This is a genomic window from Pseudoalteromonas aurantia 208 (assembly GCF_014858725.1).
In the GTDB taxonomy this organism is placed as follows: domain Bacteria; phylum Pseudomonadota; class Gammaproteobacteria; order Enterobacterales; family Alteromonadaceae; genus Pseudoalteromonas; species Pseudoalteromonas aurantia.
In genome coordinates this window covers 1,954,846-1,980,604 of record NZ_AQGV01000012.1, presented here as the reverse complement: position 1 = coordinate 1,980,604, position 25,759 = coordinate 1,954,846, and the positions used below count along the sequence as shown (strand labels likewise).

Annotated in this window: 16 protein-coding genes and 1 other RNA gene; 11 read left to right on the top strand and 6 right to left on the bottom strand. The window is 42.4% G+C overall.

Annotation, left to right across the window (positions count from 1 at the left end; translation table 11 throughout):
* Nucleotides 1–6: 6 nt before the first annotated feature.
* The gene (locus tag PAUR_RS12330) at nucleotides 7–5,460 is read right to left on the bottom strand and encodes a glutamate synthase-related protein (RefSeq protein WP_192508020.1); all 5,454 of its coding nucleotides are present in this window, start codon (nucleotides 5,458–5,460) and stop codon (nucleotides 7–9) included.
* A gap of 849 nt (nucleotides 5,461–6,309) precedes the next feature.
* Between PAUR_RS12330 and PAUR_RS12325 the strand changes: the two genes are divergently transcribed.
* The 3 genes from PAUR_RS12325 to PAUR_RS12315 all read left to right on the top strand — a co-directional run bounded on the left by PAUR_RS12325 (nucleotide 6,310) and on the right by PAUR_RS12315 (nucleotide 9,070).
* Nucleotides 6,310–7,662, top strand: coding sequence for a hypothetical protein (locus PAUR_RS12325; RefSeq protein WP_192508019.1), 1,353 nt, complete (start codon nucleotides 6,310–6,312; stop codon nucleotides 7,660–7,662).
* 124 nt (nucleotides 7,663–7,786) lie between these two features.
* Nucleotides 7,787–8,176, top strand: coding sequence for a MerC domain-containing protein (locus PAUR_RS12320; RefSeq protein ID WP_192508018.1), 390 nt, complete (start codon nucleotides 7,787–7,789; stop codon nucleotides 8,174–8,176).
* Between the two features lie 123 nt (nucleotides 8,177–8,299).
* Nucleotides 8,300–9,070, top strand: a complete 771-nt coding sequence (locus PAUR_RS12315; protein WP_192508017.1) for a class I SAM-dependent methyltransferase — start codon at nucleotides 8,300–8,302, stop codon at nucleotides 9,068–9,070.
* A 57-nt stretch (nucleotides 9,071–9,127) separates the two neighbouring features.
* Here PAUR_RS12315 and PAUR_RS12310 read toward each other — a convergent pair whose 3' ends face one another.
* Together PAUR_RS12310 and PAUR_RS12305 are read right to left on the bottom strand one after the other, a co-directional pair.
* On the bottom strand, nucleotides 9,128–10,054 hold the full coding sequence (locus PAUR_RS12310; protein ID WP_192508016.1) for an endonuclease/exonuclease/phosphatase family protein: 927 nt from the start codon (nucleotides 10,052–10,054) through the stop codon (nucleotides 9,128–9,130).
* 444 nt (nucleotides 10,055–10,498) lie between these two features.
* On the bottom strand, nucleotides 10,499–11,515 hold the full coding sequence (locus PAUR_RS12305; RefSeq protein ID WP_318782608.1) for a zinc-dependent alcohol dehydrogenase family protein: 1,017 nt from the start codon (nucleotides 11,513–11,515) through the stop codon (nucleotides 10,499–10,501).
* Between the two features lie 187 nt (nucleotides 11,516–11,702).
* Between PAUR_RS12305 and PAUR_RS12300 the strand changes: the two genes are divergently transcribed.
* Together PAUR_RS12300 and PAUR_RS12295 are read left to right on the top strand one after the other, a co-directional pair.
* Complete coding sequence (locus tag PAUR_RS12300; RefSeq protein ID WP_192508015.1) at nucleotides 11,703–12,584, top strand: LysR family transcriptional regulator; 882 nt, start codon at nucleotides 11,703–11,705, stop codon at nucleotides 12,582–12,584.
* A 572-nt stretch (nucleotides 12,585–13,156) separates the two neighbouring features.
* Nucleotides 13,157–13,717 (top strand): DUF4879 domain-containing protein, encoded by a 561-nt coding sequence (locus tag PAUR_RS12295; protein WP_192508014.1) that lies wholly within the window; start codon nucleotides 13,157–13,159, stop codon nucleotides 13,715–13,717.
* A gap of 37 nt (nucleotides 13,718–13,754) precedes the next feature.
* Here the strand turns inward: PAUR_RS12295 and PAUR_RS12290 are convergent, their stop codons facing one another.
* Together PAUR_RS12290 and ssrA are read right to left on the bottom strand one after the other, a co-directional pair.
* Nucleotides 13,755–14,207: a hypothetical protein gene (locus tag PAUR_RS12290; RefSeq protein WP_192508013.1), complete on the bottom strand. Its 453-nt coding sequence runs from the start codon at nucleotides 14,205–14,207 to the stop codon at nucleotides 13,755–13,757.
* A 482-nt stretch (nucleotides 14,208–14,689) separates the two neighbouring features.
* Nucleotides 14,690–15,046, bottom strand: a transfer-messenger RNA (tmRNA) gene (gene ssrA, locus PAUR_RS12285).
* Between the two features lie 264 nt (nucleotides 15,047–15,310).
* Here ssrA and PAUR_RS12280 point away from each other — a divergent pair.
* From PAUR_RS12280 to PAUR_RS12260, 5 genes are all read left to right on the top strand, one after another.
* Nucleotides 15,311–16,942, top strand: coding sequence for a DUF342 domain-containing protein (locus tag PAUR_RS12280; protein ID WP_192508012.1), 1,632 nt, complete (start codon nucleotides 15,311–15,313; stop codon nucleotides 16,940–16,942).
* Nucleotides 16,943–18,104: 1,162 nt separating this feature from the next.
* Complete coding sequence (gene edd / locus PAUR_RS12275) at nucleotides 18,105–19,958, top strand: phosphogluconate dehydratase (protein WP_192508573.1); 1,854 nt, start codon at nucleotides 18,105–18,107, stop codon at nucleotides 19,956–19,958.
* A 26-nt stretch (nucleotides 19,959–19,984) separates the two neighbouring features.
* Nucleotides 19,985–20,605, top strand: a complete 621-nt coding sequence (eda, locus tag PAUR_RS12270; protein WP_192508011.1) for a bifunctional 4-hydroxy-2-oxoglutarate aldolase/2-dehydro-3-deoxy-phosphogluconate aldolase — start codon at nucleotides 19,985–19,987, stop codon at nucleotides 20,603–20,605.
* Between the two features lie 18 nt (nucleotides 20,606–20,623).
* Nucleotides 20,624–21,628 (top strand): type I glyceraldehyde-3-phosphate dehydrogenase, encoded by a 1,005-nt coding sequence (gene gap, locus PAUR_RS12265; RefSeq protein WP_192508010.1) that lies wholly within the window; start codon nucleotides 20,624–20,626, stop codon nucleotides 21,626–21,628.
* Nucleotides 21,629–21,912: 284 nt separating this feature from the next.
* Nucleotides 21,913–23,949: a tetratricopeptide repeat protein gene (locus PAUR_RS12260; RefSeq protein ID WP_192508009.1), complete on the top strand. Its 2,037-nt coding sequence runs from the start codon at nucleotides 21,913–21,915 to the stop codon at nucleotides 23,947–23,949.
* A 52-nt stretch (nucleotides 23,950–24,001) separates the two neighbouring features.
* On the opposite strand, the gene rnt is transcribed toward PAUR_RS12260, so the two are convergent.
* On the bottom strand, nucleotides 24,002–24,673 hold the full coding sequence (gene rnt, locus PAUR_RS12255) for a ribonuclease T (RefSeq protein WP_192508572.1): 672 nt from the start codon (nucleotides 24,671–24,673) through the stop codon (nucleotides 24,002–24,004).
* Between the two features lie 194 nt (nucleotides 24,674–24,867).
* Between rnt and PAUR_RS12250 the strand changes: the two genes are divergently transcribed.
* Nucleotides 24,868–25,743, top strand: a complete 876-nt coding sequence (locus PAUR_RS12250; RefSeq protein WP_192508008.1) for a flagellar protein MotY — start codon at nucleotides 24,868–24,870, stop codon at nucleotides 25,741–25,743.
* Nucleotides 25,744–25,759: the final 16 nt, after the last annotated feature.

Below are 25,759 nucleotides of genomic sequence, written 5' to 3'. Positions count from 1 at the left end.
CCTTACTTATGCTGTTGCGCGGATTGCTTCAACTAGCACATGGCAAAAATGGGTCGCGAGCAGTTGTTCAAATGGTCGATGTTGACGCAGTGCCTCTTGGACACAGTTATCGCGATGTAATATCCAAACGCTGGTACCAAACGCATTATTATCCCAAACCTCGCGGCGCTCTAACGCGTCTTTGTAGTCTTGCACGCGCTTTTGTGCGAGTAAGCAGCTGAGCGCATCGCTTTCGTAGCTGGCTAATGCCTCTTTGGTATCTTTCACCAGTGTTTCTTGTAACTTTCGATCAAGGGTCGTGACCAAGTATTTGGCGCTGTCTTCGCTAGCATGCGCGGTGGACTGTGAAGCTGACTTTTTTGCAGCTTCATGGGCGCGATGAAATACACCCGCTGAGATCACATATTGATAAATGAGACTCGTGTCTCGGTCTCCGTAATCAGGTAATTGGCCATCAAATAGGTATTTACCGTCGTTTTCGTTGTGTTGATATGCAATTTGAGCTTCTTTTAATAGACGGTTTGCCCAAGCTTGTGAGAGCTCTTCAAGCATGGTTCTGCGCTCATGAGAGTCCACAATATTATTTGGGCAATGATAGCTATAGAGTGTTTTTGGGATCAGGACATAAAAATGCGCCTTGTGCTCAGCCCAGTTATTAATAAGTGATTGGGCGAGCGTAGAGCCGGTAGCATCAATATGGCATTCTAAATGATACAAAAGCGCGGCTTCATGGCCTAAACACAAGGGCGTTTGTTCATCTAAGCGCAAAGCAACGACACTGTCTTGGCTGCACTGCGTGACAATATTGCCGCTTGGATCGTATTGGTATGCGGTACCACCACTCATACCATTGCCTAAATTCTTTCCGTAATGAGATAAGTTAACCACTGAACCATTGGTCATATATTCGCAGCAAAAATCACCAACCCCTTCCACCACGGCAACGGCACCTGAGTTACGCACACCAAAACGGTCGCCTGCTTGGCCTTCTATAAATAATTCTCCACCCGTTGCGCCAAACAATGCAAAGTTACCGATCAGTACATTGTTGGTCAGTGGTTGTTTTGCATGTGAAACAGGACTTGTGATCTGTATGCGACCGCCGCTTATGCCTTTACCTACACCATCATTGCAAGTACCGGTATGCTGAAGTTGCATGCCCGTGTTCAAAAATGACCCGTAACTTTGGCCTGCTGAGCCATACGTATGCAACGAGAGCGTATTACTTTTTAACACGACTCTGCCATTACTCAATCTATACATTGCACGATGAGCGGCAATGGTCGCATCGCTTACGTGATAATTTAGGGTTCGCTCGATATCAATCGCCAGTTGCCCTGCGATTGTTTTGTTACAGTTATTCAGAGCGATGGGAGGCAGAGATAAGTATTCAGTTTGGTTATCAAACAAGTGTTGTTTCAACTGTGTGAGCCACTGCGTGTCGTGATCAAAGTTTGCTTCAAGGTACACCGGCACTGCAATTTTTATGGGCTCTACTGGCGCGAGCATGGCCGTCATATCTAATTGGCCGACCATCATGGGATGCGCAATGAGGTGTAATAAATTACTTTTTCCGCGTATCTCACGTAAAGACACATAGCCAAGGTGCGCCAATATTTCACGGGTTTCGTGCGCAACATTCATAAAATATTGTGCCAATGCTCTGGGGTCGCCTTGATAAACCTCAGGGTTGGTTGTCAGCCCCGCAGGACATTTTTGATGGCAGTTTTTAGCCATCACGCACTTGAGCATCATCAGAGCTGTAGTGCCAAATTCAAATGAGTCACCGCCTAGCATGGCTGATTTAACCACATCGAGCCCTGTTTGGTGGGCATTAGAACAGCGTAGGGTTATTTTATCTCGTAAGCCGTTTTCAGCGAGCGCTTGATGGACTTCAGCAATACCAATATCGGCGGCTCGACCAGTGTGCTTCAAGCTGGTCACTTGGGCTGCCCCAGTACCGCCTGTATTGCCTGCGACATTAATAACATCAGCGCCTGCTTTGGCTACGCCAACCGCAATGGTACCAATCCCTTCAGATGAAACGAGTTTAACGACGACTCTGACACGGGCGGCTTTGGCATCGTGGATGAGCTGCCCTAAATCTTCAATCGAATAGGTATCGTGATGCGGTGGTGGAGAGACGAGTTCAACCCCAGGTGTGCCACCTCGTGCTGCGGCGATTTGTACGTTGACTTTATGTGCGGGAAGTTGACCACCTTCGCCGGGCTTTGCGCCTTGGCCTATTTTTATTTCAATTTCTTGCAAGGCAGGGTCGGCAAGGTAGCCTGTCCAAACACCAAATCGGCCAGAGGCAAATTGCTTAATCTTACTGGCTTTTACAGTGTTGTACCGTGAAGCACTTTCGCCACCTTCTCCCGAGTTACTCATTGCGCCCGCAATATTGGTGCCTTGCGCTACCGCTTGGTGAGCCTTTTCGACTAAAGCACCATGGCTCATAGCGCCCGAGGCAAAAGCTGCGGTGATTTGGTGTGCTGGTTGAACCTTAGCTACGGATATTGCCGTGCGAGCCGGGATGACTTTCGCTAATAGCCTATCGAGTTCGCTATCTTGTACCACTGCAATAGCCAGATGTGAGTTCACTATGCTGTGGGTGAAAATATCTTTGGAAAATACGTCTATGAGCGCAGCTTCTAAACTCTGGAGGTTACCAGTAGGGTCGAATGCGATATGCCAATGTTGTGCGATGTCATTGGAGCGCTCACGGTGCACCGTGAGCCCCGTTATGGCAAGGGCAAATGATCCTGACACTGATATGTTTTTAAAGCACTCTTTAAGAGTTTGCTCTGATGCATCTGCTTTGATTTGAATCGGTAGGCTTAATATATCTCGCAGTGCAGCAGGGCGATGCTGGCGTTCAAGGTAAAGGTTTTGACTAAATTCACGATACGCATCTGTGATGGTAAAGTCATCTATTTGCTGAGGGCTGCGTGCGTCGTAGCCTAAATCTCGATACCCCTCATCTTGCGGTAATATGACTTGTTGGTCTTGTGACTCAAGTTGTGATTCGTCGAGATATTGAATCGATTCTTCAGTCATATTGATGTATTCACGAACCGCAGTTATACCAAAGCTATGACCTGCTCCTTGAGCGCGTTCTTTGAATAACCCGAGTACAGGGATCTGGTTTTCAGATTGAACATGGGGGACTTTTTTATGCCAGTACTCAACGCTTTGTACCAAATCTTTAAATTGGGCTCCTCCCACGGGGGAGTGGATATTGGGGAAAATAGCCTTTAAAGCTGGGTCATGGGTATCAATAAAGTTGGCTTCGAAAAATTCACCGCCAATATAGCTTTCTACAGTACATAAGCCAAATTTGCCCATGGTTTTCATCAAGGCTTTTTCAGCGGCCTTTTTAAATTTCAGTATGGCTGACTGCACATCGGTTGGGCTATCGAATAACTCTGTGGCACGATTTAATACCGTGAGTGGGCATACCGCAGAGGCTCCAAAGCCAAGCAGACATGCGATGTCGTGTGTACTCACTGCTTGACCGGTATGGCAAACAAGGCTGGTGGTAAAGCGCAGTCCGCGACTTATCAGCCGCTGATTAATTTTAGCGACGGCTAGTAATGCCGGAATAGCGGCTTGGCTATGTGAAATATGCTCGTCGCTTAAAACGATAATATCGACTTGTTCGCGGGCTTGTTGCTCAGCGAGATCCGTGAGGGTTTCTAGGGCATCAAGCAGTCTATGCTCATTGCTGTTGTGTAAGTCGATGTTGAACAATAGAGGTAAGGTTTTAATACGCAACGCACTTTGCTTTTCAAGGGCGAGAAGGTGTTGTGGCATTAAAATAGGAGAGTCTAATACAATTTGTTTATGGCTACTTGGGCTAATATTGGGTTTTGGACCCAGTGCCACACGCAGTGTCATGCCATCGGTTTCACGAATGCTGTCGAGCGGCGGGTTGGTTACTTGCGCAAACCGTTGGCTAAAGTATCGAGATAGGCCGCCTTCATCTTTGTTGAGGGCATTCGGAGCTAAGCCATAGCCCATGGCAGAAATTTTCTCTGCGCCATTTAATAACATGGGATCGAGCATAAATTTAAAGCTTTCTTGATTTAAACTAAATGCCACATGTTGTGCGCTGGTACTCAGTGAAGAACGTTGCTTTACTGCTTGTAATTGCGGTATTGGCAAGTCGGATAAGTTAACCCTTGCTTGGCTTAGAAGCGCGGCGTAATCTTGCTGTTTAGCTAAATGTTCTAAAATTTGTTGGGTCTCTTTAATTTCCCCCGTGCTATGGTCAAATACAATCATTCCCCCGGCTTCAATGCGGCCGCGGCGTATGATGTCGCTAGGGTCAAAATCTATTTGACCTGCTTCACTCATCACTACCAAATAGTCAGATGTCTCGACACTTCGTAACGGCCGCAGTCCGAGTCTATCGAGTCGTGCGCCTACCTTAACCCCGTCACCAAAAATGAGTGCTGCGGGGCCATCATTTTTCTCTTCGTATAAAGAAAAATATTCAAGCATATTTCTCACTGAGGGTGGCAAATCGCTGTCATTCTCCCAAGCGGGCGGCATCATAGCTAATGCGGCGACATCAATCTCTAAGTTGTCCTCGATTACTCGCCTTTCTAATGTTTGGTCTAAACGCGCTGAGTCTGATTGTCCATTTGGAGTAATGATTTTCTTATTTTGCGACTTGGCGATTGCGTCTTCACTTAGGCGGTTTTTTCGGTCGGTATTAAGCTCGCCATTGTGGGCCATTCGTCTAAATGGTTGCGCAAACATAGGATTTGGTGCGGTATTGGTTGAAAACCGAGTGTGAAAGAATAACGTATGAACTTGATGATCTACGTCACTTAGATCGGTGAAATAAGGGATCACTTCCCAGCTATTCAAACGACCTTTCAATACTTGAGTACGGCTGCTCATCGACAAGGGGTAGAGTCCACTGAGTTCAGGATCAGTAAAAGCCACATGTTCGATGTCATGGAGCGCTTGATGGATCTGTTTTTCAAACTGAGTTTGGCTATCACACTGGCTTGGTTTTAAAAAAACGACTTGTTTGATTTGTCGTTGTGCTTGTTGGCTTGCATGATTAAGCACGGTCTCATCGGTTGTGATAGTGCGAAATGTGACAATGGGTAAGTTATAGGTCGACAGTGTGTTTTCAATTAATTGAGTGGCTTTGTTGTGGTGCGTAAGTTCTTTGGGGTAAAAAAAGTTGGCTACCCCAAATTCACCGACTTGTAATGTGGCGTTGCCGGTGACTTTTTTGAAAAAGTTAAGCGACAAGTCAATATTAACCCCAGCACCATCGCCAATGCCCTCTGCGTTCATTCCGCCTCTATGAGGTATACGACAAAGCGCTTGATGAGCATGTTCTAACAATTGATGTGTTTGCTTACTTTTTTTATGGGTAATAAACCCAACGCCACAGCTCGAATGCTCTAAATTTCTATCAAATAAATATCTTTTCATTGAGTACCCAATTTACTAAACGGGTGAGTTCATTGCATAACAAGCACTTAATTTGAACTACACATTTTTTAAGCAGGTCATCCAAATTAATGTTCAATGTATATTTATGCAAATGATAAATATTTGTATTCTCTTTTGTGTTGCTTTTATTTAATTTATTCTTGTAAGGCTCGTTTTTAAATTATTGTTTTTAAGGTGTTATTTTTAATCTTTTTAAAAATTCTCTATGAATTGAATTTTTTTCATAAGTATAAATTATGAATCTATATGAAGAGTTTCTCACTGAATTTGCTAAATATAGGTATGTTATTTTTGCGAAGAGCATAAATGGAACGTGGGTCGTTTCAATGTTAAATATATCATGACTTTTCGTTTAACTTTTACAATGAATGTTGATTTACGAATGTGGCTGTTAGTTATCGGATCTGCATATAAATGCGCCACTTTAATCGTGGCGCATAATGGGAGAATTAACAAAAAACCACTTCCCATATCTAGCAAAACCCAGTCCAATAATTTGATTTTGTTAAATAAAGTACCGTGTTTTGTCACTTACGACATCATTTCACATCGGTAATTTTTATGGTAACTGATTTTTATTTTTAGTTTCATGAAGCCAGATCCTTCTGCGCAAAATGTGAACTTTAAGTATACAGTACCCTTTTTAAATGTAAATGAGTTGTTTTGTTTAATGACCCGTTCATTTTCGAGTGTAGTCATTAACGAGTTTAACTTTAGAAAGAACTACTTGCTTTTTTGTTTTGTTACAGTATAACATATCGAAAAGTCGGTAGGCTCCCAACCCTTCATCGATGTAAGACTCTCAAATATTTTTAGATAGTGATGGAAATGAATATAAAACTTAAGTTATTAGCAACAATGGTTGCTGCTGCATTAACTTCGGCTTGTGGTAGTGATACTCAACATACCCTTACACCTGTTGTAAACCCTGTAAGTGAAAGCGTGGAAGGGGGAGAGGGTCATACTGACCACGAGCACACAGAGGTTAGCATAGAAGGCCGCTTAGTGATTTCTTCACATCAGAGTAATGTGTTATCAGTCATTGCAGCAAAAGATGGTGAGCACTTAGAGAGCGTAGGGATTACCGGGTACCCACAATATTTATATGCAACAGAGCATCATCGCTACGTTATGGCGGTGCAGCGGGATGCAGGTATTGTTGAGTTTGTTAATGGGGGTTTATGGCAAGAAGATCATGGTGACCATCTACACCCATATGAACAAGCACCAAGTGTTGTTGAATTTGCGCTACAGGGGGTTAAGCCAACTCACGTAAATGCAGGTGAACACAATAGTGTTGTTTTTTACGATGGTGATAAAGATACAAATCAAAACGCGCAAGTAATGGTCTTCAATGAATCCAACATCGCCAATAATAATCGCGATTTTGCAACACTTGATTACAGCACATATCAACATGGTGCAATGCAAACTGTGGGTGAGTATTTGATCAGTACGATCCGTGATGAGCAAAGTCTATCGACATTGCCAAATAAAATTGGTTTATTTCACGGCCACGGGGATCATTTTGATCAAGAGAAAGAGTTTGAAGTAGACTGCCCGAGTTTGCATGGCAGTGCACAAAGTAGTGAATTGGTTGCGTTTGCATGTGCAGACGGTATTGTGGTTATTAACACACATGATAATGAATTCACACATGAAAAAATCATGAATTCAGAAGAGTTTGCCGAAGGTGAGCGTATCGGGATGCTACGTGGGCACCCTGAAAAAGATTTATTTATAGGCAGCAGCCGCGCAGGTGTATATGCCATTGACCCAAGGAACAATTCATTAGAAAAAATAGAATGGCAAGCCAGTGATGATGCCCGTTTAGTTGGTGCCTACTTTAGCGCTGAAGGAGAGCATTTTGTGCTGATGGACAGTGCTGGTGTGATGAGTGTATTTGAAGGGCATCAACATGATGATGAATATCACTGGGAAAAAGCCCATAACATTACAGTCAGTAGTGCTGATACAAGCAAAATGCCAGAGGAACATGGCTTTGTAATGACATTGTCTCAGTCTCAGCAAGTGGCGTATGTGAGCGACCCAATTAATCAGCACATTGTCGCAATAGATTTAGAAAGCGGCGAAGTGACACGAACTTTTGAGCTAGATATTGTGCCTGAGAAATTATTATGGCTAGGTATTGCCACTGAATCGGATGAGCATGGCCACTAGGCAAACGGATTAGTTTGTTGTACTAAGTTTTACCCTGTGAAGTTTAGCCCGCTCAGCGGGCTTTTTTACATCAAGCAAAACAGTTTGGGTTAACCCCATAATCATACACGTAAGGTGAACAGCGATGAAATACACACAAAAGCGGATGGATCAGGCTGCTATCGGCGTGTCAATGCTCTGTATAGCACACTGTATATTTTTACCTCTATTGTTGGTACTCATACCCTCAATAGGGTTGGGATTTCTAGCTGATGAGGCTGTTCATCAATATTTGGTGTGCGGTGCATTGGTGATAAGTTTTGTCGCACTCAGTATTGGCTGCAAGCGGCATAGAGCATGGCATGTATTGATTGTAGGTTTAACTGGACTGAGCTGTTTGGTGTTTGCTGTTGTATTTGGTCATGATGTGCTGGGGGAGATGATGGAGCGGGTGGTTACCTTGATTGGTTCTGGATTAATAATCGCTTGCCATATTCGTAATTATCGTTTGTGTGCAAAGGTTCCTTGTACCTGATTTGTTATTTTGTCGCAAATAATTGGCGGTTAGTTAATTTTTGATTATTTTGAATAGAGACATGGTTGAGTGGTATCACTCCAATCACTAACTTACGCTTTAGCTTTATTAAAAGAGTCGATTATGAACTATTTAGACATAAACAAAGCAACATGGGATAAGCGAACACTATTGCATGTTAAGTCACAGTTTTATGATGTAGACAGTTTTATACATGGGCAATCGTCGCTCAATGATATTGAAATAAATCAGTTAGGAGATGTGGAAGGCAAAGACCTTCTGCACTTACAGTGTCACTTTGGACTGGATTCATTATCTTTAGCACGGTTAGGGGCAAATGTAACTGGCGTTGATTTGTCATCAACCGCGATTCATGAAGCAACAACTTTAAATGGACAACTAGGCCTTAATGCGACGTTTGTGTGTGATGATGTCTGTCACTTTGGTGACACCAATACTCAGCAATTTGATGTTGTATATACTTCCTATGGCGTTTTGTGTTGGTTACCAGATTTAACCCATTGGGCACGTGGGATTGTTAACGCATTAAAGTGCGGTGGGGAGTTTCATTTAGTCGAGTTTCATACGTTTAATGATTTGTTGTCTGGATATTCTTATTTCCCAAAGAGTGAACCAGATATTGAAGAAGAAACCACATACACTGAAAATTGTGATGGACAAGTGTCTAAAGTGATCACCTGGCCACATTCACTGAGTAGTGTGATCAGCGCACTGATCAACTCAGGTTTGATAATAGAGCTGTTTGAAGAGCATGCATATAGCCCTTATGATTGTTTTGACGGACTAAAGCTGGTCGCAGAAAAGCGTTATCAAATGCAGCACAAAGGGCAGCAAGTCCCTTTAATTTACGCTATAAAAGCACGTAAGCCATAGTATAAACCAGTACTCTGCCAATGCTGGCCCAAACACAGACGTTGGACCAGCTTCCTCTTAAAAATTAAAGCGTAACGTTAAAGCACAATGGTCACTAAGCATGTTGCTTTGGGTCATATCTTCAAAGTAATGAAATTGAGATCTTGGCTTGTCGAGGTGCTGTAATAAGGAAGACGATATAATAATATGGTCAATAGGGGCAGGGTACCTTGGATGGCATCCTTGCACACTATCAGTGGTATTAACCCATGTGCTTTCGTTCACTGACTGAGTGAGCCCTAAATCAGCACGTAAACGGTTGTTTACGTTTGCTAGTCGGTGATTAAAATCACCAAGCAGGACCAAATTGGGCTGACTTTGCTGCTGCTTGTTAAGTGTATTTATTAAAATCTTGGCCTGCTGAGCCAATATGTCACAGCTTTTCCGGTCGCTGTCTAAATAGTTATCAACAAAACAGCCACTTTTTAAATGAAAATTAATGAGTGATAGTGGTTTTCCCGCATGTTCAATATTAAGTTGTAATGCATGACGCAGCCCAAACTGAGGAGCGCTAAGCGCATCAAGGTTTGTAACGGCGTTAACCGAAATGGTTTTTTTGACTGCATACGCGACTTTTTGTTGCGTTGACGATTGTTCGCTGCCACGGCATGTATAACTCGGAGAATCCTCCCTATTAGAGATAAAGACTTGCCAGTCAGCTGAATCAAATACTCTATGTACGGCAGCCACTGAACCGACCTCTTGTAGTGCATATATATCCGCGTCGATGCGGTTTTTGTAAGCGGTGAGTGCTGCATAATCACTGTTTTCACGGCCTTTGCAACCTTGATTATTTTGTGCTGCTAAGTGTTCAATATTCCACGTCGCCACCACTAAGTCGTTTGTTGTTTGTGTGCTGGTCGTAGTCGTAACTGTTTGGCAGCCAAGTAAAGCTGAGCTGCAAACGAGCCCTGTAATTAGGTGCTTGAATCCCGGTGTGTTCATGTGTGTTGTTCAATAATTTATGGTAAAAATATTTTGTTATATTATCACGTAAAATGCAATGGGTTGCGATAGATAGCATGAAGCGCTAACACACAGTGCGGGGAATGCTAAATAGTCCGAGTTTAAGTAAATTGGGTATTACAAGGTTTGTTGAAAGGTAAGCTATGACTACCTATTACTTAGGACGATTTACAGCGTTTAATCGCCAGTGAGAATGTGACGTTCTCATTGGCGAGAATTTAACTAACCTCAGGTTTGGATAAGGGTTTTGGAATAGAAAGTGTTTTGAAAACAAACTTACTTACAATCCAATGATGATATTTTGTTCAATATCAAGGCGCTTTTATGCAGTAATAGCGGGCTATTACAAATGAAAGCAACGCCGAGAGAGAGAAAAATAGCTTTATTGGGCAAATTCGCTTATCCAGAGCTGAGGTTAACTAGCTACCACTGAACACAAATTTTACCAAAGTGTGCACCATTGATTTGATGTTCAAAGGCTTTACCAAGTTCTTTATATTTAAACACCTTATCAACAACTGGGCGGATGTTATTGCTTTCCAATGCCCTAACATAATCTTGTTGGTCACTCCGGCTACCCACTAGCATTCCCTGTAGTCGCGCTTGTTTAAACATGAGCACACCGATTGGCAATTCACCTGCAAATCCAGTTAAAACCCCAATTAAAGATATTTTACCGCCCACGGCAACGGCCTCAACCGACTGCGCAAGTGTACCCGGCCCACCGACTTCAATCACATGGTCAGCCCCTTTACCTTTAGTGATTGCTAACACTTCTTTAGCCCACTCAGGGTGTTCTTTATAATTAATCCCTGCAAATGCACCAAGTGCTTTGGCTTTTTCGATTTTTTCGTTTGATGATGAAGTTACAATGACTTTAGCGCCGAACATTTTACCAATTTGCAATGCCGCAATTGACACGCCGCCTGTACCTAGAGTGACTATGGTATCGCCTGCTTTTAAATTGCCGTCTGTCACTAAAGCGCGCCATGCAGTCAGACCCGCCGTTGTTATGGTTGCTGACTCTTCATGGCTCCACCCTTGTGGTGCAAGCGTGAATGCCGAGGTTGCACGTGTCACATACTCTGCTGCAAGACCTTCTGCACCATCGCCTGGTGTTTGGCTAAAATTACCGACGTCGGCATTTGCCTGACCAGATTGCCATTGCGGGAAAAAAGTTGAGACCACGTTATCACCCACGCTGAACTCCGTCACTCCTTCACCAACAGCAACAACAACTCCAGCCCCATCAGACAGCAATACACGGTCTTGTGCTGTTTCCATTGCACCTGAGGCAACTAAATAATCGTGGTAGTTCAACGAGCTGGCGTGGATTTTGACTTTAATTTCACCTTTTTCTGGGGCATTTGACTCAAGGTCATTGGCAACATAAATATGCTCTAAGCCGCCGGGGTTTTTTAGTTTTATAGATTGCATCATTAAAGTTTCCTACAAAAGTTGTATTTGATAAATACGGAAATGGTTATTGGCTAGAACGGATGGTGTTCTAACAAGATGGCGCTCATTTTAGATAAATATTGATACTAGTGATATGTTGTGTATGTTGTATTATATACAAGTAAATGATTGTTATGTGCCGAGTAGCGAGTAACGGGGAATTGGTAATATGTTAGAAAAGTTGGATGTGAGACAAATGCGGTTATTGCTACTGTTACTTGATAAAAAGAGTATCAGTAGAGTCGCAGAATCACTCAACGTGAGTCAACAAGCGGTGAGCATACAGCTAAAAATATTGCGAGATATTTTCCAAGATACATTGTTCGTGCGGCATGGGCATGGTGTGGCACCTACTCCGAAAGCAATAAAGCTAGGATTGATGTTGAAAGACATTGTTAAAGCATTAGAAGACAGCGTTCAACCTGAAGAATTTAACGCCAAAAATGTCAATAAAGCGATTGTCATTTCAGCCACAGATTATGCGCAGCAAGTGATCACCACAGCGCTATTTAGCCATATTAGGCGAGTAGCACCAGGGATAAAACTGATCATTACAGAGTTAGAAATTGAAACTTTAACACAATCATTAACAGCGGGTGATGTTGACTTAGCCATCACGATCCCTGAGTTTTTGTCTGATAATTTGCCTTGTGAGACGCTTTTTAATGAGCAATATATACTGGTATCGAGCGCGGCTAACACGCCAATAACCCTCGCTCACATTACCGACTTAAATCAGTATGAACACGTCATTGTGTCGCCATCACGACCCAACTTAAGAGGCTCCTCAACTGATTGGTTTAAGCGTCATCACGTGAATAGAAACATTGTTGCTTCAATACCCTCGTTTACCATGTTGTGTGAATACGTGTACAAGTCAAATGTTATCGCGTTTATTCCCAGTAGAATGTTGCCTGATAGCCGACTTAGAGAAATTAAACTCACACAATATCCGCCAGGTTTTGATGCGGTTATTGCTTGGCACCCTAAAGTGACACATGACCCGCTCTATAAATGGTTAATTACTCAGATAAAACAGATTGCAGAATGAAATAAGACCATTAAATGGTAACGTTTTAAAATTTTAACAGCTGACTTTAGTGTGGGAAGAGCACGTTTATTTCATGTTACGGCTCAGGGAAAGCGCACCTACTCACTTGTATAGAGACAATCGCCGTGCTGTTCCGCTTAGCTCGACCATGTCAATAATTCTGTTATTTGTATAGTTTACATGATTCACACTGACTTTATTATTCTGACTCTTAGCTAGCCCCAATATCTTTTTCTACCTTTGCACGTCCAATAAGCAACAAAGCATCGTGCACTTTTCGACGGGAACTCCGACAAGACCCCCCACTTGAGCAATCGTGGCCTATTTAGAGATGAGTGATGTACCAAGATCTAGTGCGAGAATAATAAATCATTACTAAGCAGCCGCGATTGGGCTTCTTCATTTTTGAACCTATTTAAATAATGGCGGTAGTCAAAATGGGCCGTTTGTGGAAAACAGTAGAATTTCGGATAGTAGGCCACATTACATTAAAGTCTAATACATCGACTGTTGGGGGTAACTTATAGTTAAGGAGGTTTCTATAAACATTCATTAAACAAAAGGAAAAGGTTATGAACAAGTTAATTTGTGCATTAACACTGTGTAGCGCAGGATCTGCGATTGCCAATGAGTTGCCAAGTATAGAAAATTTGCAACATGATTATGAACTTCAAGAATATGTTGATTTACTAAAACATGAGATAAGGGAAAATCATGCTAATTATCAGCTTTATGTAGAGTCATTGGGTAAAAATGGTGAAATAGTGCCACTTGCACCAGCGCCAAAAATTACTTATTTGGAGATCCGCGGTGTTTATTCTGCACTGTACCGTAAATGGGATTACGTTGACCAAAATGCTTTTTCTACAAACCAGGATCATGGCGGTCAGTTTTATGCATTAACCCTTGAATATGGCTATGCTCAACCTTCGTCGCGACGCTTTCAAATCAATGGTACAACACTAAAATTAGAAACCTCGGAGCCAGTTAAAGATTCAGGCAATACGGTCATTGGGTGGATAAATTATTGGAAAAACCCTATGACAGACTTTACGAGCGGTAATGCGACATACAACGGGACTTCGATTAACTTTCCATACAATCAGGAAAGTGATCGTTTATTTATTCGTTAATATGGCTTTTTAAAAGCAGAAAATTGAATGTGAGCAGTTAAGCGCTCGCATTCAATCCAAATTGATATACTTCTAGCTTTCGTATCAGGGAATGATAGTTTTTTACCACTTCAGAATCGCCACCAGCCTGACTTTTAACGGCGGCAAGGTTGTCTTTCATGGTGTCAATCACATTGATTTTTTCACTCTTTGCTTGTGCAAGCGTCGTTCCACCCAATTGACCATCATGCTCGATTAAACCATATTTCCCGGTCATGAAAGCATGCTCGCCCATTGAAATAACCCCTTGATCATAAAGGTCTTGAGCCGCTTTAGATTGCTCTTCAAGTGTCATGTTTGTGAAGTCATGTGTTCTATCAGGGAAACTCAATGAATTAGCAGACTCAGCGTGGCTATCGTTCATCTCAGATGCAGTATGCTTTTGCACATATTGACTTGATTGTGTCGCAGAGACTGACTGGTAATTTGTAATGCCGATAGGGTTAATCATTTCATATCCTTAAATTGACTTATCTCTATTTTAATAAGCAATAGCCGTTCCAGTTGTACACCTTTTGTTGTTTAAATGTAAAATTACGTGTACCCCTTTAAATTGTTGTCGCATAAAAAACTAACTATCCATCTGATTTAATTAAATTAAATATGATAACAGCGCGTAGAAAGTGGTTTACTTGGATGACTTTATGGTGGCAATAAAGGTGGGGAGGCGTTTGCCAAAAGCTTGCCCGTAGTTGAAATTTTAGGCGGTTTATTGCCGCACACTTCCTCTTTTAGCTTTATGTTTCAATGCATTCAAAATTGACTTTGGGAGATACCTAAATTGCTGAACTCGATTATGTGTATCACCCTAACTTTAGAGGGGAAGTGTGCGTTGATTAAACTTAGCATATTGTGATTTGTAATAGAAATAGCAGACACAAAAAAGCCTGTTAAAGATTTCTCTCTAACAGGCTGTTTTATAACACTTTAAAGTGGTGGAGCTGGGGGGATTTGAACCCCCGTCCGGAAAGCGTCGACCTTCGGTCCTACATGTTTAGTATCGTCTTTTGGTTAACCTTTAAATCTCGGACGTACACGATAAGTAAAGGCGAGGCCGCTTGGTTTTAGCCCTTCAACCCCGGCCAGGGTTTCCGTAGCGATCTTGTGTTGGGTGACACTCCAGAACCAGAACCACAAGAATTTCATGGAGGAGTGCTAGCGGGCTATTAAGCCGCTAGAGAGTAGTTATCGTCGTTTGCGATTACATTAATTGCGGCTTTTTTACGAGGCCAGCCGCACCTCGACATGCACCTTAGGCTTCTGGAATCCCGTCGAATCCTAATCAGCCCCTGAATATGTTCATTCAGTGAAGAACGCCAGTATAGCGGAAAGTAATGCTCAAGCTCAAGCTACTTTTGCCGATAACTTATTTAATATGAACTGGTTGGCGAATTTATGTGCAAGTTATTCGTAAGTCGCATTTACAATCATTCATAATTTGTAGCAATTCGTAACAGTTACTGCTTAACATTATGGGTCCATTGTGCTCAAATGGAGCTGTTGCTTTGCATGATAAGAATAAGAATTCTATGCACATACTTTGGGAAAAAGTTCATGTCGTTGTTTCGTTTTGATGAAGACTTAGGCTATGTCTATTTGTTGTCTCATCCTGTTGAGTCGGGTTTTCCGGCGAGTGCCTCTCAATTAGTTGAGTTATTGGAGCAATCTGAACATGCAGATTGTGAAATAATTCATGCTAATATAGGTAAGCTGTTTTCTGCTACAGAAATAGGCGATCAAGATTCATTAGCTGTTGCTAAAGCGATTGATGCGTCAATCGCAATTCGTGTTGACGATGCCAATATGGTGGCGGAAGCTCGGATCACGGTTGCTTGTGGTGGTAAAATGGTCTCGGTTGATAGGGCTGCGAAAGCGTTGGCAGATGCTGGTGTTAAGCGGGGTATTAATCAAGATGTGTTGGAGCAATTCTTAGGGCAACAGTTTGAACAGCCAGCAGGTATGGTGTACGAAGAAATAGTTGCCCATGGTGTGCGTGCAAAAGATGGTACCGATGCGCGTTTTGTGCGTTTGTGTATGACAGCGCAAGACAGAGTGTTGAGCCCGCAAACAAAAGACGGCGGCAAAGTAGACATGCGGGACTTAGGGGCCATTATTACAGTTAGCCCTGGCAGCCCCTTGATGAAACGCGTTCCGGCAACCCCTGGTGAAAAAGGATATACGGTATTTGGGGATGATTTGGATCCTAAGCCAGGTCGCGATTTTGAATTACAAGTTATGGAAGGCACCAAACTTCACCCTAAAGACCCCAACGTATTGATTGCTGATGCCAAAGGTGTGCCTGTTGCTGTGCCAAGAGGTATGCGTGTAGATGATGTATTGTGTTACGACTGTGTTGATGTGACCACTGGCCACGTTGAATTTGATGGCAGTGTTATTGTCAGCGGTGATGTAAAAGATGGTATGCGTGTAAAAGCGACCGGCGACATCACGGTTATAGGGTTCGTTGAGTCATCAATACTTGAAAGTGCGAGTGCCATTACCATTATGCAAGGTGCAATTGGCAGAAAGCGCAGTGAAGGGGAAGATTTCTCTTGTCATATTAAGGCTTCACGTACAGTGTCGGTTGGTTATGCTCAGTATTGCCATATCGAAACAAGTCAGGATTTATTGGTTGATCGCCAAGTATTGCACTGTGATTTAATGTCTCGACGTTTAATACGCATTGGTAAAGGTGAAAAACCACGCGGTAAGCTCATTGGCGGTAACGTTTTAAATGCACTTAGAATTGAAACAGGTGAATTAGGTGCGCCTTCAGGGACCCGAACACGTATTTCAATTGCCCAAAACTGGCATGAATTAAAAGAAAAACAAGAAGAGTTTAAGACGTTTGAAAAACGTTTGTCAGATAAAGTAGTTGAAATAACCCGAGCTAAAATTAAGGCCAATAAGTCGCCGAAAACGGCTAAAAGAGATGCATTTCTGAAAAAGTTAGAAATGAGCGAACAGCAATTGAATCAGCATTACAAGCGTAATCAGCGCAATATGCGGTTAGTACAGCAAAAATTAGCACGTCTTGTAAAAACCAGTCGCATAAAGATCAATGAACTTATGCACCCCGGCATAGAGCTAACGATTGCCGTTGATAGCAAGCAATTTACCCGTATTTACCCACCCAACATGGTCAAGCTCGACGAAGGAAAAATCACGCAGCACTTTAGTACTTAAATAGCACTTAAACGTTAAATTAAGTCTAGAGTATGTATGAAAGAAAGCGCCGATAAGGCGCTTTTTTGTTTTTGGTGCTTATAAGCGCAAAGTGATGTGGGGTTTAGATCTGTTTCTGTCAGGATAAGGAAGTGCGGGGCCTGCCTAATTGATCTATTTCGAGAAAGCGACTCGTTCGAAGAAGTGTGTTTATGGGAGTAATTTGCTATTGGGTGTGAAATAGACAATGACCTGCGTCAGTACGACTAAAGGTGAGATGAGAGCTTAAAAGGTCGAGTCTTAGCTGGCTATTGGGTCGGCGAGGTTTTTGTTTATATAGGCGCTATTTAGGTGTGTTTGTGCTGTTTTTGGCATAGGCAATGACCTGCGTCAGCGCGACAAAAAAGAGATGTGATTTAGACCTTCTGCTGTAATGAAAGCGATTGGCTAGGAGGGCGATGAGTTGGTTGAAATTTTTTATGGTAAGTTTAGCGGCTGTTGATCTTTCAGGTTCATTTTTACAGCCGTTTGATTGGATTTTATACAAGGTAGAGGCTACGTAGCATGGTTATTCCATGTGAGTCAGCCGATAACATAGTAGAAAAGCCAATCAAGCGCTGCCTACCGGTTCTTTTGAGCCCCCTTTTTCTTTGTTGCTTAATATTCGCTTAGATTACTAGGCCACATATTAAGCGTCGCGATAAAAGCATGCTCAAAGAGAACAAAAATAGATGTGAATATACCTGCTTGTTTATAGTCTTGATCCCTAGTGAGCGAGTGCTTATGATAGGTATATTGCTCCTTCTTTAAGTACTCAGCAAGTCACACATTGTAAAATAGGCGCGTTAGTAAATCTTCGTTTACGAGTGAGTTTTTTAAGTTACTCATTGCTAATTAGTTTATTTTTTACTTCTCCATTTCTTATTCATATTGGCCAATAATTTATTGGCGGTCATTATTTGGTCATTTTAATTTTTTAATCTAAATTTAAGGTTAAAGGTTGACACCGGTGTCATAAGCGTGGCTTAATACAGTGACACCGGTGTCAGGTTGAGGTGAGAGACAACCTGATAGCGTACCTTTGAACGGGTAAATCAAAAGAAGCTCAGTACGGTATTAAAGTGGAGTCTTTAAATCTGCTGAGCCTTTTTCCTCTAACGATAGAGACGAGTCGAATTTTATGATGTTGCATCCTCGAATTAAAGAAGTCACAGAACGTGTTATCGAACGCAGTAAAACAACGCGTCAAGCCTACCTAGCTCGCATACAACAAGCAAAAAAACAAACACGCGTACGCTCAGGCCTAGGATGTGGCAACATTGCTCATGTTATGGCTGCATGTTCTAGTTCAGATAAAGATCGTCTAAAGGTAGACGAGCAACCGAACTTAGGCATAATCAATTCATATAACGATATGTTGTCTGCCCACGTACCTTACAAGGACTATCCTGACATTATCAAAGACATAGCCCAAAAGTATGATTCTACAGCGCAAGTTGCAGGGTGTGTACCGGCGATGTGTGATGGGGTTACCCAAGGCCGTGATGGCATGGAATTGTCATTGTTTTCTCGAGATGTGATTGCCATGTCAACCGCAGTTGCATTATCACATGACGTATTTGACGGGGTGTTCTGCCTTGGTGTGTGTGACAAAATTGTCCCAGGCCTTTTGATTGGTGCATTGTCATTTGGCCACTTGCCAGTTTACTTCTTACCAGCTGGCCCAATGCAGTCGGGTATCCCAAATAAAGAAAAAGCACGCGTTCGCCAAAAGTTTGCACAAGGCTTAGTCAGCAGAGAAGAATTACTCGAAGCGGAAAGCGCCTCTTATCACAGTGCAGGTACTTGTACTTTCTACGGCACGGCCAACTCCAACCAAATGTTAATGGAAATAATGGGCCTACATTTACCGGGTAGCTCATTTATTAATCCTTACACAGAGCTTAGAGATGGCTTAACTGGTAATGCAGTTGAGCAGATGTTGGAACAGCTTATTGATGGCAAAAATGCCAATTGTTTAGCTGATGTAGTGAGTGAGAAAACCGTTATTAATGGTCTTATTGGTTTATTAGCAACTGGTGGGTCTACCAACCACGCTATTCACTTGGTTGCGATGGCTGGTGCAGCCGGTGTGCAAATTACCTGGAAAGACATGGCCGACTTATCTGAAGTTGTGCCTCTTCTTACACGTATATACCCGAATGGATCGGCAGACGTAAATCACTTTCAAGCAGCTGGCGGTATGGGCTTTTTAATGCGTGAACTACGTGATGGTGGCTTCTTACACAGCGATGTTAAAACCATTGTTGGTGAAGGGCTTGATGCTTATACGCAAGAGCCTATGCTTGCCGCCGATCCGAGTTTAATTATGACAAACAGTACTGGACCTAGCAAAGTTAAGTGGGTGCCATGTCCTGAGAATTCACTCGATGAAGATGTACTGCGCCCTGTAAGCAATCCATTCAGTCCGCAAGGTGGTTTGCAACTACTGACAGGTAATATTGGTAAAGCGGTAATTAAAGTATCAGCAGTAGATGAAAAGCATCAAACAGTGACTGCGCCAGCGAAGGTATTCAGTTCACAAGCTGCATTACAACAAGCATATGCAGATGGCGAGTTAAACCAAGATTTTATCGCCGTGATAAAAGAGCAAGGTCCGAAAGCGAAGGGCATGCCTGAACTTCATAAATTAACGCCGGTGATGGCAACATTGCAAGATCAAGGCTACAAGGTTGCGATAGTGACTGATGGTCGAATGTCTGGTGCATCAGGTAAAGTGCCTGCAGCCATTCACTTAGCACCTGAAGCGGTTGAAGGCGGTATTATTGCTAAAATTCATGAGGGTGATTTGGTGACGTTAAATGCCCCTGAAGGCGAGCTATTTGTACATGTGTCAGACGAAGAGCTCTTAGCACGAGAGTTGCAATTGAGTGAACCAGAAGCAACATTTGGTACTGGTAGAGAGTTATTCACTGGCTTTAGAAACATTGTTAGCAGTGCAGACCTAGGCGCAAGTGCCTTTGGTCTAGATCAATAATAAACGCATTGGGTATGAGGACTAACATGAGTATTGAACAGATTTTATCATCGGCACCAGTCGTGCCTGTAGTGGTTATTGACAATTTAGAAGATGCCGCGCCACTTGCACAAGCTTTGTATAACGGTGGCTTAAAAGCACTCGAAGTAACATTGCGCACACCAGTTGCAGCGCAAGCAGTAAAAATTATGAAAGAGACGGTCCCAGAAGCCTACGTTGGCACTGGTACAGTGGTAGATAAAGCATCATTTGAAGCATCAGTGGCAGCGGGTGCAGACTTTATGGTGAGCCCAGGCGTAAATGATGAGCTACTGGCATTAGCCAAAGTCAGTGATATTCCTTTTTTACCAGGAGCCGCGACACCAAGTGAAGTCATGCAATTAGCTTCTCACGGATTTAAATTTTTGAAATTCTTCCCAGCAGAAGCAGCTGGCGGTGTGCCAATGCTTAAATCAATAGGTGGCCCGCTACCTCAGGTCACTTTTTGCCCAACAGGTGGGGTTTCATTAGACAGTGCGCCGAAGTACTTGGCGTTGAAGAACGTAATTTGTGTTGGTGGTACATGGATGCTTGATAAGCAGCTTATCGCTAACAAAGACTGGCAAGCCATTGAAGCGCTTGCAAAACAAGCAAGTGAAGTTAAATAATCAAGGGGAATCTCAGTTATGATCAACATCGCAATTAATGGCTATGGCCGTATCGGTCGCAATGTTTTACGAGCGCTTTATGAGTCTGGCCAGAACGAACAAATAAAAATTGTTGCTATTAATGACTTAGCACCAGCGAATGTTAATGCGCATCTGACGCAATTTGACTCTGTACATGGGCGCTTTAATCAGCAAGTGACGCTTGCAGATAACACGCTCATCATTGGTAATGATGAAATAGCCCTAACGCAAGAGCGAGATCCAGAAAACTTGCCTTGGAAATCGCTAAATGTCGATATTGTATTAGAGTGCACGGGTATTTTCACTTCACGCGAGACTGCATCAAAGCATATTGAAGCAGGTGCAAAAAAAGTGATCGTATCAGCACCTGGTACTGACTTAGATGCAACCGTTGTTCATGGTGTAAACAGTGACGTGTTATCAGCTTCAAGCACCATTATTTCAAATGCTTCATGTACGACTAACTGTTTAGCTCCTGTTGCAAAAGCATTGAATGATGCAATTGGTATTGAACAAGGTAGTATGACGACTATTCATGCATTTACGAATGACCAAAACTTATGTGATGTATATCACAAAGATTTGTACCGAGCGCGCAGTGCGACTCAGTCAATGATCCCTACTAAAACAGGGGCAGCTAAGGCTGTAGGTTTAGTATTGCCAGAGCTTGCAGGTAAACTTGATGGCATGGCGGTTCGAGTACCGACAGTGAATGTATCCTTGGTCGACTTAACGTTTATTGCTAAGCGTGATACCACTACAGAAGAAGTGAATCAAGTCGTGAAAGCTGCTGCTGAGGGCGCGATGGCTGGAATTCTCGAATATAACGAATTACCACTTGTATCAATTGATTTTAACCATAACCCTGCGTCATCCGTATTTGATGCGTCACAAACTAAAGCCGATGGTAAATTGGTTAAAGTGATGGCTTGGTATGATAACGAATGGGGTTTTTCAAACCGCATGATTGATCAAGTTAAAGCATTAGGTCAGTTCCTATAACGCATTATAACTAAAGTTACTTGTCAAAAGGCCGCTATTCAGCGGCCTTTTTATTTTTCTACACAGATTACTTGTTAGTCATTAAATTATTGTCATGATTAATGATATTATTGAAGCTTTTCAATAATACGTGTGGCGTATGTTGCTACTTTTGGTCACTAATTTTAAAGAGAACGAATATGTTGGTGTTGAGGCTATGGCTGTTGTTAATATGTGCTGTGTTGGCCGGATGTAAAAGCACAGGAGAACAACGCATAAGCGCTGCGCAAAAAAACCAGAGGTATATGAGTGTTATCGATACCTTTCGAAACAACCCGGAGCGAGTGAGTTACAACGCTATTTGGCGAGCTTATTTAGCGTCATCTTTCGTGCGCGATGTGGTCCAAAAAGATGAAGAATATAAGCAGATTTTAATTGATATTGCGCAACATAATGTGCTTTGTACAGATATAAATTGGTTTGAATTGACACGAGCGAACTTCTGGTCTGTGAAACCACATTTATCTGCTCAATCGTGCTTTGAATCGTATGGTGATCTAGCACAGGCTCGGTATCATGCATCGGCTGTGGCTTTGATTGAATCAGGAATACAGGCTAGCGGCAATGGTAATGAATACTATTCGGCATATGAAGTGATGACTTGGGCTGATGCCTTTGACATGATGGAACGGTCTGATCATGAAATCATTGATATCTACCTGCAACTGGCGCATGCAAAACAGGCTATTTACTTAATATATGTGGTAAATGATCCGGTTACGGGGCTACAAGAAGAAATTTACTTTGAAAACAATCAGTTCATTCACAGTGTACTGGGTGTGCAGTACCCATTTGGTGTTATTTCAAATTTACTTGAAACACAAGTTATAGACCCATTAATAAGCAAAGATACTGGTGCGCGGCTGGCTAAGGCACAATTGCTAACGCATCGACAAGAGTGGGAAGCCGCTGTTGCTTTGTATAATCGCGCTACGCAAGATAATAGTCCTATTGCCTATTATAAACTCGGCGTGTTGTGTTTAAATAAGGTACCAGTCAATGATTTAAATACACAGTGTGAATCATACTTCACCCACAGCGCAAACATGGGGTATTTGGACGCAAATATCGCTTTGGCATTAATGTACGAACAAGGGATTGGGGTAGAGCCGAATATAACTCGGGCGAATGAGTATATGACGGATGCTGAGCAGGGGTTATCTCCTGGGGATGGACGGCTAAAATATGCTTGGTTATATAAAAAAGTGGCGGATGCCAATGCGTTAGAAGAGCAGACTAAATATATAGAAATGGCTGCGAGTGAAGGCTCATTAAAAGCTAAGTACTATATTCAGTTACATGCTTTGCAGGAAGTTAAAGAGGATGAACTTGTTAATACATTATCTGGTTTTTCACTCTTAGCTGAGCAAGGCTTAACAGGAGCTCAGTCAACCTATGCGGAGCTATTGCTAAGAGTGAATAAAAAGGGAAGTGATGGCTGGCTAAAGGCAAAAAAATGGATTGATGAGGCCGCACAAAAACGCCACCCACATGGAGATTATCTAAAAGGGCTAGCGCTAAAATTTGGCTATTTTGACACGCCAGATAAAATGGCAGCGTATTTAGCTTTTCGGCGTTCGGCATTAAATTATTCAGCACGGGCTCAATTGGAACTTGGACGCAGTTATCAGTTTGGTGAAGTGGTGAGTGCAGACCAAGACCTTGCTATTTCATGGTATTTATTGTGTGCAAATAAAGGTAATAAACAATGTTTAAATAAAGCTGGCCAGTACTTTAGACGCGGGCTTGCTGTTGAGCAAAGCGATGTAATCGCACGATCTTACTTTGAGTTGGCAGCAGAACTAGGATACACACCCAGCATGACACATTTAGCGCAAATGTATATTTTTGGTGATGGGGGAGAGCAAAACCTTGAACAAGCAAGGGTGTTATATAATAAAGCGTGCGATAAAGGCTATAGCAAGGCGTGTGTTGAGTTGGGGTTACTGCATCGTGATGGCAATAACTTGAAAAGAGACAGTGCTTTAGCAAGTAAACTATTTAATATTGCCTGTGATAACAATTATATGACCGGCTGTCATTTTTTAGCTGAAGCTTATCGCGATGGTCATGGTGTTAGTCAAGATTTGAAACGTGCCGTGGCGATGTTTGTGAAAGTATGCAAATCAAATAAAGAGAGCCGCTCATGTCGCAATTTGGCTGAGATGTACGAGTTAGGTCATGGGGTTGAAAAAAGCGAAGCATTTTCTCAGTATTACCGTAAAGCAGCATGCCAGCATAGCACTGTTGGTTCATGTAAGCTTGAATATAATACGCACTAGCCATAGTGATAATATGAGTAAAAAAGCCACTTAATTTAGTGGCTTTTTTATTTTATGATGCGTCAGGCTCAGTTGGGATATCTGATTCTTCTTCAAGAGGAAGAGGCCAGCCGCCTAATGCTTTCCACTTATTCACGATATGACAAAATAGTTCAGCGGTACGCTCTGTATCATATAACGCGGAATGTGCTTGATTATTATCAAACTCGATCCCCGCAGTGCGACAAGCTTTGGCTAAGACTGTTTGACCGAGAGCAAGTCCGGCAAGTGATGTGGTATCAAAGCTAACAAAGGGATGAAATGGGGTACGTTTTATGTTATTGCGCTCGATGGCCGAGTTTAAAAAGCCATGATCAAATGCCGCATTGTGGGCCACAATAACAGAGCGAGAGCAGCCAGCTGCTTTTTGTGCTTTACGCACCATTTTACAAATTTCTTTAATCGCATCAGCTTCGGCAACAGCCCCGCGTAGCGGTGAGAAAGGGTCTATACCATTAAACTCAATGGCGGATTGCTCAATGTTTGCGCCTTCAAACGGTTCAACGTGGAAGTGCAAAGTATGATCTAAGCTTAGTTCACCTTGTTCATCCATTTTGAGTACTGAAGCTGCAATTTCTAGCAATGCATCGGTATCTTTATTAAAGCCTGCAGTTTCTACGTCGATAACAACAGGGAAGAAGCCACGGAAGCGCTGTGAAAATAAGGTTTGCTCTGTTTCTGCCATAATACTTTTGATTGCTGAATGTGAATCAGCCATTATACAAGTTACACAAGAGGATGTTAACTGCGTAGGATGAATGACGTTATTTTTTTAGGCATAATAATTGCTTTATACTGTTGAGTCGAATTACATTTTTAGTTTGTCATAGTAAATAGCGACTTAAGTTGGCAGTTTTTTGACAAAGTTGGAGTCAGGTTGTGAAATTACATGTATTAATACTCAGTTTTGGCTGCTTATTGAGCGTAGTAAGTGAAGTGAATGCAGCGATGCGGCAATATAGTGCCAACGCAGATACGTCTCATTGGACGCTTGATAAAACGACTCGTCTTTCTTGTGAACTTAACCATGAAGTGCCTTACTATGGAGATGCAATCTTTACGTCAACAGCCAGTAAAAATAAAGACCTGACATTTAATTTAGATATGGTTGTGCGTCCTGAAAGTTACGACTTTGCAGGTTTACAATCAGTGCCTCCGGCATGGCGTGCGGGTAATCCAGTCCGTGATATTAGTAAAATGCAATTACTGAAAAAGTTCGATGGTGAACTTGATAATAGTATCGCATGGGAAATGCTGACAGAGCTTGAAAAAGGCAACTATCCCACATTTTATTATAAAGATTGGCAAAATAGCAGTGATCAAATTTCAGTGGCGTTATCGTCTGTTAATTTTCGTGAGATGTATTGGGCATTTCTACAATGTAGAGATAACTTGCTTCCATACAGCTTTGAGGACATAGCCTTTACAGTAATGAACTATAAAAAGAACTCTAGTATGCTGACTAAGTCTTCAAGAAAGCGTTTGGAGATGATTGGAGAGTATTTAAAGAATGACGAAAATATAGAGTCTATCTATATTTCGGCGTATTCAGACAGTTATGGTGGGAGAAATACCAATATGGTGTTGTCACGCAAGCGTGCAGAAACCATCAAGCGGTATATGTCAGATATGGGCGTACCAAGCGAGAAAGTTCGCACCGACGGCTTTGGTGAAAAACGGCATGTTGAACCAAATGATAATGCGCTAGGGCGTCGTAAGAACCGTCGGGTGATCATTCAAATTGCAAAATCTTAAATTCGAGCAATAGAGT